Origin of the sequence: Marinifilum sp. JC120 (assembly GCA_004923195.1) — a bacterium.
In the GTDB taxonomy this organism is placed as follows: domain Bacteria; phylum Desulfobacterota; class Desulfovibrionia; order Desulfovibrionales; family Desulfovibrionaceae; genus Maridesulfovibrio.
In genome coordinates, this window is sequence record RDSB01000033.1 from 1 (window position 1) to 15,335 (window position 15,335).

The window sequence follows — 15,335 nt, forward strand, 5'->3', positions numbered from 1 at the left end:
CTCCGCCCTCGGCCCTTCCGGGCCGCCCCTGGGGGGACGGGCTCCGCTCCACAACGGCTATGGCTGCTGCCTACCAAGGCATGAAACCGGGACGGTAGACTCCACCTTAAAATGACCGATCAGTGTCCAAAGGATGGGGGAAGGCGCATGGCTCCAGATTGAAGTGCCCTATAGATGACGGACAGTCTTCGAGAGGTTAAGGTCAGCTCACGATGTAGCCGATCACGCTTCAGGTAATCCCGGTACGGCTCATGGCGGGTCAACTTTTCCGGATGAATCATATTGTAGGCAATATGCATATGCACATTGTTGGTGTTCTTGTGGACGCCGCAATGCCGCTGGTGATCCTCAAATCCGAGCGTCTTTGCGAACTCCAGCTCAATGGCTTTGAATTTCTCAGGGGTAAGCTCCGCTTCATCTTCCGGACGGAATGAAACGATAAGATGGTAGGTTTTCTCTTTGCTGGTGCGCTGATTGAGATCCTGCGTATCGAGGACCTCCTGAATAGCAAGCTCGTAATCCTTCCCGGCCCAACATCCTTCACACCACGAGAACAAGGTCTTCTCGCCTTTGTTCTTGGCATCAGCAATATAATCAGCCAATCGACGGTAATTATCGTTCTGGGGCTTACAAGCAATCCGGCGGCTGATCATATGGACCTGACCTTTTCAACTATTTGATGCTGCAACCGACGAAGATCTTCCAGCATAGCTTCAACATCAGTGCGATGTTCGTCATCATCAAGAATCCACATCTTGAGCAGTCCGCCCAGACGACCTTGATCGGCATTAAGCTTCAGAAGCTCCCGGCGCGCCTGCTGGTCTGCACGGCTTTTAATCTCATGCCCCAGACAAACGGCCTTCGCAAAAGCGGACACAGATATGCTGCACTGCTTAGCCGTAGCGCAGATCTGCTCATACTCCTCATCGGAAACGTAGACTTTGATGACTCTTTTCTTACTGGGCACGAAGATACTCCAACGGTGTCATTTCCAAACAACATGCGTTGAGCCGAAGGCGAATAAGCCAACCTCAGCCCCATGGCTGTGCAGGACGTAAGGTCGGCCACTTTGAAAAAGTGGGCCTACCTTACCTGTCCTGCCTTCGGACTCCGGGAGATTATAATGGAATTTGCTGGATTAGGGCAAGCACTCAAAAAAATATACAATAATACTGCATAGTAAAGCATCATAAACGATAATAAAGCATAATAGACAAAAACATGACGAATCTGTAGACAAAACACACTATATCATGCTTAATAGCGACTCACATATAATCATCAACCAGATACCTCAGAACAACTACACAATAAATGACTATACCTCAGACAACAAAAGCACCTTCGATTTCATTAGATAAACGAATTGTTCCAGGCAAAGTTATATCTGTTGGTTTAGAAGCTATACGGCTTGAGCTTTCAGACGAAAGTCCAGTACGAGGACATGGAAGGATGACCATACGAGACCTTCCTAAAAATAAAACGATGGTAGACTTTAGTGTAGGACAAATTATAAACGTTTTTCTATTAAAGCCTTCCACAAAAAACACAGACCTCTGGTTTGTTAGCGGACGTCTGGCAAACAAAACTCATAATCCATGGTTTTCTAATTTTTTCTTTAGTGGCATCGAAGTAAAAGGCACTGCAATTAGCTATGTCGAGGATTATGCCGTAATCGTTGAATTAGACAATGGATTAGATGCTTTTCTTCATCGTAAAAACATACCCGGCGCTCCGAGGACTCCTATCCATGAGATAATACACATAGGGGATCGCATTGCGTCTCTCATTATTGATGCGGACAGTGAGACCCTCAGACTAGACATATCGATAACCGAACTTCTTAAAATAAAAGAAAAAAAAGAGTTTGATAATCGAGCAGAGACACAAAAAGACAAAAGGAAAAGACACCCTGATAGTTCTGCTCAAGAAAAGACAACTCAAAACCACCTAGACGTTGTACCACACAAAACAAAAGTTCTTCTTATAGACGACGACCAATTTTTCGTCCAAGCAATCCGCAACTGGCTAAGCAACCTTGGAATTGAGAATTACTCTTACACAACCACGCAAGCCATTCTGCAATGCATATCAAGCGACCATCCCACACATATATTATTAGATTTTGATTTAAAAGACAGGACGCTTGAAGAAGAGATAACTTATATATTACAAAACAAGACTACAACACTTAACATATCATACATATCATCAGCGTGGGACCTTGCATATGAAAAAGCTAAACAAAAAGAATATGAGTTTATTCCTAAACCAATAGATCTCTCTCACCTTTTAGAATGGCTAAAAACAGGCATAGGAGTAAAAAAACAATTATCAACAGCTGAACAAAGAGCTAGCCCTGATATTCTTTGGGGACCAAGCGCGCAGGAGCGCAAAGTTTTACGCCAAGCGAATCGATTTTTATTTGAGCTATGCAACGAGGTAAACTGTCAAGCTGCATTATGGGTAAAACGTGAACGAGAAGGAGTCTATTCGGTAAGGGCTTTTTATGGATTAAAAAAGAATGAGCTAAAAAGACTTGAACCACGCTACAATCAATGTCTTTTTACTGGAGTCATAAGTAGTGAGCAAGAGACAAGTCAAAACAAATCAAAAAGTGACCCTCTGTGGGAAATCGCTCCCCCCCAAGTGGGGCAGATATGGGGAATTCCACTAAAAGCCCACAATAAAACTGAGAGGGCTTTAGTTTTTTTTAGCAAAACTCCCTTAAGTGCTAGTGACAAAGAATTTATACGTAATCAACGCCCAAGGATGCGAGACCTAATTGACAGGCTAGAACTAATCTTGACGGTTAGAGAGCTTGTCACTTTCAGCACAGCCGGAAAAATTTCATCCGGTTTAATTCACGAGCTACGAGGAGCCATGTCTCCGATTAGAATGGGTCTTAAACGTTTACGTCGAAAAATCAGCCGTGGAGACTACCTAAATAACACAGATGCTCTCCTGAAAGACATATACGAAATTGAAGAGCGAGCTGAAAAGGCAGAAAAACTGTCAAAAAATAACTTGAACAAAATACAATACAACCGACGTGAAATAATTCGTGTTGACAGCTGTATTAGACAAATACTTAGCTCGTTTTCAACTCAGGCGAGTAGGCATAACACTGCCCTAGAACATATACACCCAGAACAAGATTTAACAGTAAACCTGCCACCCGAAGTTTTTGAACAGCCGTTAATCAATCTCATCGACAATGCAATTTATCATATTGGCTCAAGACAATGGGGCAGAATACAAGTTGAGGTGCAAATAAAACACACCAGCCCAATGCCTTTACACATAATCATCCGAGACAATGGGCTTGGGATGAATGCAGATCAGCAAACCAATCTATTCAAACCTAGGAAAAGCTCTAAAGGCCTCCAAGGTGTAGGCATGGGAACATATCTTTCCCGAAATATAACTCGAGCAGTAGGTGGAGATATAAAACTTATAGAGAGCTTTCGTTGGGTAGGAAGTTCCTTTGTGATCATGCTCCCTATGACTCTTAAAGATATGAGCGGAGAACAATAAATGCCAAACAAGGTATTAATAATAGACGATGATCTTTTTTTTCGTGACGCACTAAAAGATGAACTTACTGATGAATACGAATATGAAGTTCGAACGCTTGATGCCGACATTGATGCTATAGGAAAAATAGTCCTCACATGGGCCCCTACGTTCATTGTCCTCGATAACTTTATCGGACCATACTCTGCAATAAACTTAATGAAAAAACTACATGAGGCTCATGGAATAGATTGGACTAAACAAAAAGTTATAATAGTAACAGGTCAAGACCAAAATCTTTTGGAAGAATTAGATGATTCCTTTGATATATTACTCAAACCGATAGATCCCAGTGAACTAATCGATGTTTTCAATAAACATATAGACAAAAATTGGCTCAATAAAATAAGAAACATAGGACAATATACACCTCCAAAAGAACTGCAAAAGCTACCTATTGCATTACGAATTTTAAACAAAGATGGCAATATCATTTACAGAAATGGTAGGTGGACGGGCCCCCATAATAGGCCATATCCTAAAAGATTTATTCCATTTCCTCAAGCCCAAAAGCTAGATACAAAAGAATTTTGGGGTCCATTACCCGACCAGCCGGGAAAAATTGGCCCATATAGAGTGCGTTCATTCTCTCCATCTGACGAGGACAAAAATCACCTTGTCCAAATTGCTGAATCCTTACCATTCGATAAATCATTTCACTTTAATAACGACAAGGAAAAAGACTACATTGAACTTGCATTTGAAACACTTGAGAACGTCGGTTTGACAAAAGGTAAATATTTTACCATTTCCGACATTCCCGGAACTCCAGGAGTCATTTCTCCGTACACTTCTGAAGACGATGTTCCATACAAGAAAATTCTTGGGGGCCCCCTGCGGAGTTCCTTAAATAAATTGATGAAAGACATTGATTTTTCAAAAGATAAAGAAGTCATTCAAGACGAGATCAAATTATCAAACTGCGAAAAGGACCAAGATTGCAATTTTGTGGTCGATCTATTTCAAAATTTATTAGTCCCCACAGAAAAAGTACAGGTGATACCTATATTAGGCAAAAATTCATTAGACGAGCTAAAAGCCCTTGGTGTTTTCCTTTTCCCTGAATTTGATTCTAAGCGACTTGCTGATGGCGAAGGAGCAAAAGGACATATTAAAAGCGTCAGTCAAACATTGATACACGCTTTTCGCGGAATAGCATGGGAACGAAGCAAGCGTTATGAACGCGATGAACTTAATTGTTTACGCCAAATAAACAATCTCGACAGTAAATTTAACGAGTCTATGAATGTTCATGATTCATTACAAGTATTGTTAGACGAGGCCGTCAAATTAACTAAAGCAGATGGCGGTTTTATTTCTTTGGCAAAAGAAAGAGGCTCATCGCTAGAGATAGAAATAACCAATGGGCACATCCAAAAATCCTTCAAAAACATTCAACATACGCTCCCTCCCAAAGAACTAACACTGCCAAGTGAACAATGCTGGGCAACAAAAAAAAGCCGCTTCATCCCCGAAATAAAGCCCTCAGACCGAAAGATTTTCAATGAGGCCTACAGCAAAACTTTCAACCAGATTGAAAAAAACAACAAACTTCAACAGTGGGTTCAATCTGAACTCAAATCGCTTACAACATCACTTGTTTTCTCTGGTGATACCGCGATTGGTGTGCTGGCACTGCACTGGAACAACAATTTTCAATACACTAATGCCGACAAGAATATTATAGAGCACTTACTATTACGCGCAAAATGGTTCCTACAAAGTGCCACAGCGGAAGAGACACGAAGACTTTGGGAACGCACTTTGATGCACGACATTCGTAGCGAAATAGGACCGATAAGACATACTATTGACACATTAAACAATCACCTTCCCGAAGCAACTTTTACTCCTCAATTACAATCAGCAAACCTTCACCTCCAAGCAATCTCAGACGTAATAGAAGATTTTAGAGACTCCCAGCAAGATATTATCGCAGACAAAAACAGCTCTTTCAACAACCCCCTTGAAATAATCGAAAATGCTATAAGCTTACATCAGGAACGCCAAAAACGACGCAACCATTATATGTCAATAACACCATGTAATCCTGAATCTGAAATATGGAAAAAAACTCTAATCGGAAATAAAAACACTGTAGAACGTATCGTTAGAAACTTCATTAGTAATGCGATGAAAAGAAGCAAGAAAGGAGAACCCATCTCGATAAATTGTTCTCTTGAAAATAAACAGTGGCGCCTCGATGTATATAGCCACAGCTCAATGAGTCCTGAAGAATACGAGCTTAGATTTGTACCACATAAAAGAGCTCAAGAACATCTTAGACAAGACGGCGCACACATTGGTCTATATATTGGAAAAAAATGGGCAGAGGAATATGGAGGCAAACTTGAACTTGAGAATGACCCAATTAATGGACAAGAAAGAGTTCGAGCCAGCCTACACTGGCCTTTAGCTGAACACGGGGGAGAAAAATCTTATGATAAACTTTAAAAGCAAAAAATTTCTCTTTATTGATGATCGCATGGAGACGATACAGGCATGGATAGATGAATTGAGTATATGTGGAGCAACAGTTGAAGTTGCCGAAGATTTTTATGAAGCACTTCAATATTTACCCGTAACACCATCTCCATCTTCAACAACTAGCTTTGACTATATTTTTATAGACCAGCATATCCCTAAGCAAATTCCTAAACAACTAAATAAATATGCAGAGGGCATTCCTCAATTACATGAGGGCCAAATTTTAGGTAATTTTTTATCCGCACTATACCCAAATATTAAATATACATATATTACTATCGAGTGCCTCGATGCTGAGGACACAGAAACTCTATCAAAATACGATATCCAACCAAGCAACATATGCAATACAATTAACAACCTCCTTAAAAATAAGCAGGGACAACAATGAGCTCCACACTATATAATTTACCATGGTATCTACAAATATCATTTACTGTAATCTGTTTATATATTTCAATTTTCCTATGGAATAAACAATCTGGAATTTCGGGATTATTTGCTTCTATATTTTTAGCAGCAGCACTCCTGCTCATCCTTCCTCCTGTGCATGAACATATCCTACCAATTATTTTCCCACAAAAAACAGCTAACAGCGACTCAAACTTAGTAGGAATCGTTACATTAGTGGTCACCTTTTTAAGTGGAATATCTTTTAAAATAGCTAAGGATTCATCTGATTATGCAAAAAAACAGGTAGATGAGAAACTACATAGTTTTGATACAAACATTGAAGAAGGTTGGCTTGAAAGAAAAAGCATCAAGCTTTATTTAAGAGCATTCGCTGACTACCAGCAACAAGCAGCTAGGAGGAAATGGAATACAAATTCATACCACAAAAGCTTAGACTACTCACAAATTATATACATATATGAGTCGACTGAACCAAGCCCAGAACTTATCTCAAACATCAACACTGTCGCAAGACAACCAAAAGTAGCTAAGTGCATTAAATCTGATGGTAAAGAATACTTTAGCCGATTGAAGCAACAACGCTCTGAAAACAAAGAATTCACCAAAGCCCTTGATAACTTACTGGCAGTCCTTGATTAAAATATAGCTATTTTTAACTTGCTTTTGAAGCCTAACAAACTGTCTGCCTTAATATGATCAAAATTATCACCAACTATCTAAATATTTACACAGTTCTATTACCGATATAGCCACTCAGGGTAGCTATAGGGCAGCAAAAACAAGAAAAGAGCTCACACCCACAAGATGTAAACCCTTGTTTTTTTTGGAGCCAACGATCGGAATTGAACCGACGGCCTGCTGGTTACGAATCTCCCTGCACCTTGTTTTACTGAGTCTGATTAAGTTGTATTACCTTGTAAATTCAATATGTTGAATTAGTTCTATTTTGTGTTACGTTGTAACAAATTAGATTGTATTTGCGCCGCAGGGTAGCAAAGAGGGTAGCAAGGTAGCAATGTCTCGTAAGAAAAGTAAATTCACCGGCGTATACATGCGCGAGTCTAAAGACCGCAGATTTAAAGGTAAACCTGATGTCTGCTTTGACATAACCTTTAAGGAAGGCACACGCAAGGTCTGGCAAAAAGTGGGCTGGAGATCCGAGGGTATCACGGCAGCATACGCTTCAAAAGTTAGGTCTGAAATTGTACGAAACAGCCGACTCGGCATAGACGTATCAACGCCAAAATCAATCACATTTGGGCAGGCCTTTGAAGAATACAAGCAGAATCACCTTTCAACTCTTAAAAGCGGTGATAGAGTCATAAGGCTGTATAAAGCTAGAGTCCAAAATGAATTTCAAAATCTTCAACTCAAAGACATCAGCACGATAAGGCTCGAAAAATATAAAAACAAACTTCTCGCTGAAGGACTAACACCGGCAACGGCTACTCACTGCCTCGCTATCTTCAGATCTGTCTTCAAAAAAATGGTGTCATGGGGAAAGTACAAGGGACTAGTCCCAACAGATCAAATATCCATGCCCAAAAAAGATAACCGGCGTTTTCGTTTCCTGACAAAGAATGAAGCCGACGAACTTCTCACTGCTATTCGGATCAGAAGCGAGGATACCTACCTCATGTCACTGACCAGCCTTCATACCGGCATGCGCTTTGGTGAAGTGGCCAGCCTCCGAGCCGAACACGTTAGCTTAAAAGATGGAATGATTCGAATTGTCGATGGTAAAGGGGAAAGTTCCAGAACAGTGTTCATGACTACGGAGCTGCGCTACCAACTCAGTCAAAAACATATACAGCTTGGTAAACTAATTTTCCCCAATCGACATGGCGGAATACGCCCCATGGTGTCAAAGACCTTTCCGCGCGCAGTCAAGGCATTAGGATTGAATCAAGACAGAATGGACAAACGCGACCATGTGGTATTCCACACCTTGCGACATACCTTCGCTTCATGGCTGGTCCAAAATGGGACGCCATTATATACTGTTGGAGAGCTTCTGGGACACTCTTCCTTAGAAATGACTAAGCGATACTCTCACTTGGCCCCGGAGGTTTTGAAAGCGGCGGCGCGTTCTTTTGACAAAATAGTAGAGAATAAATGAAAGATTATTACAATTAGTCCCAACTTACTTGAGGCTCTGTGTAAAGCGGGTCAAAGAGACATATAGACTAGTTCTTCCATGGCCTGAATATCCATTCTCTCCTTTTATTGCAGGTGTGCTGCCATATTTCTGACTTGCCACTCACAGGGCTATGAGTTGGAATGCTTTGCTGTTTTGTTATAAGTCGGCAAAAACAATATATTATGATGTAAATACTAAGTACTGAAAGCCATTTGACACCTGCCCAAACAGGGTAAGTCCTAGGACTCATATAAATTTAATAGTAACGCATGAAGGTTGCTTATGACTTTGGAAGATGTCATATCTTTTTTCGCAAAACTGAGGGCTTGTAAGTTTGTTTGACCTAAGGCGTCATGAAGAGCGTCGAGAAAACGCCTTCGCTATTAAGGAGTTAGTCGAATAATGACAAAAATAAAAAAATCTATAGCACTTGATACGAATTTCGAAAAAACGTTTGATCATATCGGCATGACTGCCCTTAATACCACAGAGACAGATACAACTGAATCACTAATCACAGAACTAACCCGTCCAGAAGGTTGGGGGGTATCTGTTGCAGATATTATCGGGCAGAATTCCGTCCGATTAGACGCTGAGCATTATAACCCAAAGATTTCAAAAAACATGGAAATGCTTGAAGCATCAAAATATGGCCTTCTGCCTCTGGCAGACTTGGCACAAATAGATCTTCCCGGCCAGTTCGTTCGTATTTGGGCGAAAGATGCGGAACATGGGATACCATATCTAAATGCTACAGACCTTATGAGTTTCGCAGCGTTGGGAGAACCAGCACAGTTGCGCTATCTTTCGAAGGCCACGGACGTTAACATCGATAGGCTCATTGTTCGTGAAGGGATGATCCTCGTGACTTGCTCCGGCACCTTGGGGCGTGTTTTTGAAGTCCCTAAGGCCTTAGATGGATGGGTCGGAACGCATGACATCATTCGGGTTATCCCTACAGATCCTGCTATGAAAGGATATATTAGAGCATTCCTGTCTTCCTCATATGCACAGACTCAAATTCTTAGCCACACCCATGGTGGACAAATTGACCACGTCACAGCTAATCAAATCCGTTCCTGTCTCGTGCCACAACTAAGTGATAAGCAAATGCGTGCCATATCTATCCAAATGGACAAATCTGAAAAGATGAAACAGAAGGCCGCAGGTATGGTCCTAACATCGTTATCACAAATCAAGGAGGCACTGGACAATGTCTAAAACTAATAAAATTATTCCACTAATCCCACCGGGGAAAGTGTTGTGCTTCATCACAGGCCTATTGAGAAAAGACAAGCCAGAAGAAAATGTTCGTCAACGATGGGCTCGAACATTGGTTGAAGATTACGGATATGAAAAAGAAGATGTTGGCGTAGAGGTAACAATCGCCATGGGTAGGGCTAAAAAGCGTTGCGACCTTGCCGTCTTTAAACATGGGGCTGAGCATGCCCAAGAAAATATTGTCATCGCGATAGAGGTAAAGAGAGATGACATAAAGTCATCCGACACAAAGTATGGCGATGCCCAACTTATCAGCTACATGGCAGCAAGCCCTATGTGCAAATTCGGCCTTTGGGCAGGAGAAGAGCTACGCGCCTACAGTAAGTCCGAGACGGGTGAAATTGACCGAGTGGCTGACATTCCTAGAAGCGGGGATGAAGTCCCTCGCAAGCCCCGCAGAACAGATTTACACACTGTTCACGAGTTAACTTCGGTTTTCAAAAGATGCCACAATTATATCCACGCCAATGGTGGATTGCAAAAAGCCGAAGCCTTTCACGAGTTGTTAAAGTTAATTTTCTGCAAAACTTACGAGGAGGCAGAAGGTGAGGATGAGTTACAATTCTCTATCGATCCATCGGAGCAGCGATCTGTTGGCGGGCAGCGCAAACTGCTTCAAGATCGACTTACACCTCTTTTTACGCAAGTGAAACGGGTTTATCCGTTTATCTTTCAAGAAGACGAGTTAATAAAGCTAGAACCTGATGTTGCCGCTTACGTCGTAGCAGAGCTTCAATATATTTCTATTCTGAATAGTTCTACAGACGTTAAGGGGGAGGCATACGAAACACTTGTTGGGGCCAATTTGCGAGGGGATAGAGGTGAGTACTTCACTCCACGCAATGTTTGCGACATGACAGTACAAATAATCATGTCGATGTTCAGTGAAACCAAAATATCTTCACTAAAAGTAGTGGATTGCTGTTGTGGCACTGGCGGATTTCTCGTCTCATGGATGGATAATCTTAGAAATATGTTGGTTGCACAAGAGAAACGACGGGGGACTCCAGATATTCCCAATCGTGTTCGAGAACGTATCAAACAAATTTGTGGCCAAGATCTTTACGGAACAGACATTAATCCATTTCTAGTTAGAACTGCTCAAATGAACATGGTTATGCATGGAGACGGTTCAACAAATATCCACAAAGCAAATTCTTTGAAGCGTCCAGGTGAATGGATTGATGAATCTCGTCTAGCTGTACCTTACGGCAAATTTGATGTTGTAATCACAAATCCACCTTTTGGGGATGAGGTTCGTGTAGACGACGCACATGTTCTTTCTCAGTACCAACTCGCAGAATGGGGATCGGAAAATCGTCGATCAATGATGCCAGCCGAGCAACTGTTTATGGAGGCAACAATGAACTTCCTCAAGCCGGGTGGCATCATGGGTATTGTTATTCCAGATGGGATTTTGAACAATCCAGGACTTGCATTCCTTCGGGACTGGCTTGTCAAAAATAGTCGTATTGTGGCCTCTATTGATCTGCCAAAAGAAACCTTTGGACGGAATAAAGGAGTGAATAATCCAAGCGTTTTAATCGCCCAAAAATTCACCAAGGCTGAAATGAGGAATGCTGCCGAAAACCGTATTGATACAAATTATGAGGTGTTCATGTGTACCCCTAAAACTTCGGGTATCAACAAACGTGGCAACACTGTTTTTTTACGCCACCCTAATGGTGAATATATTTTGAATGAAGATGGTAAGCGCATACCGGATGACCAGATTTCACACGTCTGCTCAGCTTTTCAAGACTGGCAAAACAAAACTGGGTAAGTACAGTTTTTTTTGGTCTCAACAATATCTTTTTAAACTGAAATTCCGTCAAGTCAAACATGAGCTATCAAATCGAAAAGACAAACAAGAAAAGGGACACCATAACACTTCAATGGGTTACAGCGATCGCTGTAACCCATTTTTTATTTGAAAAGTGTCCAAGCCGCTTGTTTCTTCCATTCATATTAATAGCATGCATGAACCGTCCAGACACCTGCACGACTGGCTTAAGTTGGGACCGACCGGAGCCCTACACATTTCAGATCTCTAAGCCACCGCTTGTATTCAATCATTAACAACTTACTTTCCATGTCTAAGCCCCAACCCATGACAGACTAGTCGAAGAATCTCACCATGCAACCAAGCGCGACATGGATTAATATACGACTAAGACCAAATAGTTAATCTATACCAGAGAGAAAACAGAGGCAATAACGACCATTACTTGACGACAGCATCAGATAAACTAGGTAGAACGTCTAATAAATCTACCTCTAGTCATTATCGTAGGGGATGCTTGAGCATGCCTAAAGTGGCATTGCAACAGTTCAGCATTTTATTAGGCCACTTGATTGTTTTGAATGTATATTTTTATGTATTGATCATAAAAAAGATGAATACTTACAGAAGAAAAAAATAATATCGAGGCAGGACCAAACCGAAGCTATGGCAGTTAAATCAACTTCCGCATCCGTCTTGAGCACGGAAAGACAGACAAGAATCATCAATATCTAGCATCTGGGAAGCGCGGACATCTTCTAAAAAGGTAGGTTTGGAATTTCCCTAATTTTACTCGACTGTTGAGGTAATCCCCATATATTAGACTTACGAACTGGATATGATTAAGCCCCTTGCTTGTATAGAGATAAACTATTTCACCAACAAAACGCCATTCAAATTCATAATCAAAATGACTTATAGCCCACCTACACTACCCGAACAGCATTATCCTCAATAAACTTAACCAAATCATCCCGCCTATAAACAATCCTACGGCCAAGGGTCGAAAATCTCGGCCCTTCGCCATTGCTACGCCAGTGATCTAACGTATTCTTTTTTACAGTTAAAAACTCAGCCGCTTCCTCTACCGTAAAAGTCTCTTTACGGTTTAGAAGCTCAGCCCGGACTACGGGCGCGAAGGCATCTGCTATTGCCGCTTTTACTAACTCATCCGAAACAGTCATATGTCCAACCATTTTGAATTTTGTTTTTAAACTTCACCAGCTGTTGATATATAGCCTAAAAACTACCTCTTTTGTTGTCACGCGTCAACAAAAGATAGACATCAAAAAACTGTCCATATAACATTCCCTTCAACTTTAAGGATTCCTCGGCTAACTGGCAGCCCTTTTCTCTCGGTGAATTCCAGATGAAGACTCTGCAAGTGCAGCAGCTCTTTCGATGACAGCAGACAAGTCTTGAGAAAGGGTCTTACAGATCTTAAACAACAATTCGGCAGTAAAAGCCTGTCTACCTTCTAAAGAATTTTCAACTACGTCTAATTCAATGCCGGTCTGCTCTGCCAGCTCAGTATATGACCACGATTGAGCATCAGCCGTTCCCTTTAGTATTCTAGCAACATGCAAATCGATGTCTGAAGGAGGAGGGTATGCAGCTTCGCCAAAAATTTCATTGGGATGGATGGAAAGAGCATTCATATACCTAAGAACGTCTGCTACAGGAGTACGCTCCCCTCCTCTCTCCTCTCTAAGCCAGCGTGATACCGTGTCCCGTCCAACACCTAACAACCGTCCTATTTGATCAAGAGTTGAGCCGTCACTTCTCAAGGTTCTTATATTCTTTAGTATTACGCCCCAAATACGAGCTGCTTCAGGATCAATTTTTTTACTCATGTGATGCACGATATAATTTTTTTTGTTGTCACACCCCCATTTTATGTTGACCATTTTGTTGTCATGTGCCAACAAGACCTCATGAACATTTTGATGAAAACAATCAAAACCAAAAAAATGTCATTCGCTGAAGTCGGCAGACTGGTCAAATATGGCCGAGACACCGTCTCACGACACTGCAACGGCCAACGCCAAATATCTGCTGAAGCAGCACTTAGGTACAACAAGGCTCTGGAGATCCCATTACATGAGCTGCGTCCAGACCTCTTTGAAAAAGAAGATACTGACAATGAACAAAAAGAAAGGATTCGCAAAAATTGAGTTCATGGCCAACCTGGAAGAGATCGCAAATCTCTCCGGCAAAGGACACAACAAGAAGGCCATCTACGATCTACTCCTTGGAGCAGGCAAAATCACTATGTCGTACCAAAATTTCTGTGCATATGACCTCAATGGAATCCGAAAAAAAAGATCCCCGGCCATAACAGACACTCCTGCTGTAAGGACCGTCTCCGCACTCCCAGTGCCCCTACGTGGAGACGGTCCGCATGCAGGACAACTTGATAGCAATTCATCATTTATCCACGAAAAGAACGTTACCGAAGAAGAGCTCGATGAGCTCGTCGGTAAATAAATACAAGGAGTGAAACTATGGCTACTATTAATGCAATTTTTCAAGGCAAAGGCGGCGTGGGCAAAAGCCTTGTCGCCAGCTTTCTTACTCAACACCTTATGGAATCCGGAAAAGAAATCTGCTGTGTGGATACCGATCCGGTAAACGCAACTTTCTCAGGATACAAAAGGTTTGGCGTAACCTCTCTTGATATTATGAATGGTGACGACATTGATCCCAGACGATTCGATACTCTTGTCGAATTGATGATGGCCCTGCCTGATGATGCTGAAATGGTCATTGATAATGGAGCCGCTACTTTTGTCCCGCTTGCCAGCTATCTTGCTGATAACCAAGTCTTCCCGATGCTTGCTGAAGCCGGCCACAATATCAACCTGCATACAGTAATCACCGGAGGACAGGCCCTTCCCGACACTCTCAGTGGACTCAGTTCCCTGCTTAGGACTTTTCAGGTTCCCATTTACATCTGGCTGAATGGTTTTTTCGGCCAGATCGCCATGAAAGGGAAAAGCTTCGAAGAATTCAAAGTCTACAAAGATAATTCACATCGCCTTGCCGCATTAGTCCGCATTCCTATGAAGAAAAAAGAAACTTTTGGGCGAGACATTGAAAACTTGCTGACAGCAAAAATGTCCTTTCAGGAAGCACAGGAAAGCACTCTGCCGATCATGACCAGGCAGCGTCTCAAAATGTTCTGGAAAGAAATGAAAACAGAACTTGTGAACTGCGGAATGTAAGGGCCGACGATGCCTGACCAGACTCCTAAAAACGCCCCCCTCACCATTCAGAGTGTGCGCGATCTCATTGCAAAAGAGCACAATCTGCTGCTCGATGAGGATGACCCCATCCTCGTTGCTGTGACCATGCATCGCGCCGCTCTGGATGAGTATGACCGGCTGCTGCAAACCCATAAGCAGCAGTTCTCTAAGGACATGGAAGAACATGTTTCTTCCTTTGCTCTGGAAGTGCGCAAATCCACAAACAGCCTGCTTAGCAAAGCAGTCAAGGCAAACATCGATAATTGCTTAAGCGTGGTCAAAGCACATCAAGAACAAATGGATAGCTTGCGTGGATTCATGAAAGGGTTGGCTATCTTCTCTGGAGTCGTTCTTGGCCTCGCCATTGCCACTTCACTTTCAGTCATTGTGTGGGGTTCATAATGAATGG

General features: G+C 42.0%; 13 protein-coding genes and 1 pseudogene. 10 read left to right on the forward strand and 4 right to left on the reverse strand.

From position 1 onward, the window contains the following. Positions 1–203: 203 nt before the first annotated feature. Together D0S45_19735 and D0S45_19740 are read right to left on the reverse strand one after the other, a co-directional pair. Positions 204–653 (reverse strand): annotated as a pseudogene (locus tag D0S45_19735) (relaxase). Beyond that, complete coding sequence (locus D0S45_19740) at positions 650–967, reverse strand: conjugal transfer protein TraJ (GenBank protein TIH11629.1); 318 nt, start codon at positions 965–967, stop codon at positions 650–652. The pseudogene D0S45_19735 and the gene D0S45_19740 overlap by 4 nt, the downstream one beginning before the upstream one ends. 347 nt (positions 968–1,314) lie before the next feature. Between D0S45_19740 and D0S45_19745 the strand changes: the two genes are divergently transcribed. The 7 genes from D0S45_19745 (at position 1,315) to D0S45_19775 (ending at position 11,681) form a co-directional block, all read left to right on the forward strand. Then, complete coding sequence (locus D0S45_19745) at positions 1,315–3,537, forward strand: S1 RNA-binding domain-containing protein (GenBank protein ID TIH11630.1); 2,223 nt, start codon at positions 1,315–1,317, stop codon at positions 3,535–3,537. Further along, on the forward strand, positions 3,538–6,030 hold the full coding sequence (locus D0S45_19750; GenBank protein TIH11631.1) for a response regulator: 2,493 nt from the start codon (positions 3,538–3,540) through the stop codon (positions 6,028–6,030). It begins immediately after the preceding gene. After that, the gene (locus tag D0S45_19755) at positions 6,017–6,454 is read left to right on the forward strand and encodes a hypothetical protein (GenBank protein ID TIH11632.1); all 438 of its coding nucleotides are present in this window, start codon (positions 6,017–6,019) and stop codon (positions 6,452–6,454) included. Before D0S45_19750 ends, D0S45_19755 begins: the two co-directional genes overlap by 14 nt. Next, a complete protein-coding gene (locus D0S45_19760) occupies positions 6,451–7,116 on the forward strand; it encodes a hypothetical protein (protein TIH11633.1) in 666 nt (221 codons plus the stop codon). The genes D0S45_19755 and D0S45_19760 overlap by 4 nt, the downstream gene beginning before the upstream one ends. A 376-nt stretch (positions 7,117–7,492) precedes the next feature. Continuing rightward, positions 7,493–8,596, forward strand: coding sequence for a site-specific integrase (locus tag D0S45_19765; protein TIH11634.1), 1,104 nt, complete (start codon positions 7,493–7,495; stop codon positions 8,594–8,596). Between the two features lie 423 nt (positions 8,597–9,019). Next, positions 9,020–9,838 carry a hypothetical protein gene (locus D0S45_19770; GenBank protein ID TIH11635.1) on the forward strand — a complete coding sequence of 273 codons (819 nt, stop codon included), beginning with the start codon at positions 9,020–9,022 and terminating at the stop codon, positions 9,836–9,838. Then, positions 9,831–11,681, forward strand: coding sequence for a restriction endonuclease subunit M (locus D0S45_19775; GenBank protein TIH11636.1), 1,851 nt, complete (start codon positions 9,831–9,833; stop codon positions 11,679–11,681). Before D0S45_19770 ends, D0S45_19775 begins: the two co-directional genes overlap by 8 nt. A 926-nt stretch (positions 11,682–12,607) precedes the next feature. Here the strand turns inward: D0S45_19775 and D0S45_19780 are convergent. Together D0S45_19780 and D0S45_19785 are read right to left on the reverse strand one after the other, a co-directional pair. Continuing rightward, entirely contained in the window at positions 12,608–12,865 is a 258-nt protein-coding gene (locus D0S45_19780) for a DNA-binding protein (GenBank protein TIH11637.1), read from the reverse strand. A gap of 150 nt (positions 12,866–13,015) precedes the next feature. Beyond that, positions 13,016–13,606: an XRE family transcriptional regulator gene (locus tag D0S45_19785; GenBank protein ID TIH11638.1), complete on the reverse strand. Its 591-nt coding sequence runs from the start codon at positions 13,604–13,606 to the stop codon at positions 13,016–13,018. A 217-nt stretch (positions 13,607–13,823) separates the two neighbouring features. Between D0S45_19785 and D0S45_19790 the strand changes: the two genes are divergently transcribed. From D0S45_19790 to D0S45_19800, 3 genes are read left to right on the forward strand one after another with little or no spacing between them, the layout of a single operon-like run. Then, positions 13,824–14,168: a hypothetical protein gene (locus D0S45_19790; protein TIH11641.1), complete on the forward strand. Its 345-nt coding sequence runs from the start codon at positions 13,824–13,826 to the stop codon at positions 14,166–14,168. Positions 14,169–14,185: 17 nt separating this feature from the next. After that, a complete protein-coding gene (locus D0S45_19795) occupies positions 14,186–14,905 on the forward strand; it encodes a conjugal transfer protein TraL (GenBank protein TIH11639.1) in 720 nt (239 codons plus the stop codon). Between the two features lie 9 nt (positions 14,906–14,914). Then, on the forward strand, positions 14,915–15,328 hold the full coding sequence (locus D0S45_19800; protein TIH11640.1) for a hypothetical protein: 414 nt from the start codon (positions 14,915–14,917) through the stop codon (positions 15,326–15,328). Positions 15,329–15,335: the final 7 nt, after the last annotated feature.

Bases quoted from the DNA above. Each gene is read 5' to 3' on its own strand.
- D0S45_19745 (TIH11630.1), top strand. From the start codon at position 1,315: ATGACTATACCTCAGACAACAAAAGCACCTTCGATTTCATTAGATAAA.
- D0S45_19750 (TIH11631.1), top strand. From the start codon at position 3,538: ATGCCAAACAAGGTATTAATAATAGACGATGATCTTTTTTTTCGTGAC.
- D0S45_19755 (TIH11632.1), top strand. From the start codon at position 6,017: ATGATAAACTTTAAAAGCAAAAAATTTCTCTTTATTGATGATCGCATG.
- D0S45_19760 (TIH11633.1), top strand. From the start codon at position 6,451: ATGAGCTCCACACTATATAATTTACCATGGTATCTACAAATATCATTT.
- D0S45_19765 (TIH11634.1), top strand. From the start codon at position 7,493: ATGTCTCGTAAGAAAAGTAAATTCACCGGCGTATACATGCGCGAGTCT.
- D0S45_19770 (TIH11635.1), top strand. From the start codon at position 9,020: ATGACAAAAATAAAAAAATCTATAGCACTTGATACGAATTTCGAAAAA.
- D0S45_19775 (TIH11636.1), top strand. From the start codon at position 9,831: ATGTCTAAAACTAATAAAATTATTCCACTAATCCCACCGGGGAAAGTG.
- D0S45_19780 (TIH11637.1), bottom strand. From the start codon at position 12,865: ATGACTGTTTCGGATGAGTTAGTAAAAGCGGCAATAGCAGATGCCTTC.
- D0S45_19790 (TIH11641.1), top strand. From the start codon at position 13,824: ATGAACAAAAAGAAAGGATTCGCAAAAATTGAGTTCATGGCCAACCTG.
- D0S45_19795 (TIH11639.1), top strand. From the start codon at position 14,186: ATGGCTACTATTAATGCAATTTTTCAAGGCAAAGGCGGCGTGGGCAAA.
- D0S45_19800 (TIH11640.1), top strand. From the start codon at position 14,915: ATGCCTGACCAGACTCCTAAAAACGCCCCCCTCACCATTCAGAGTGTG.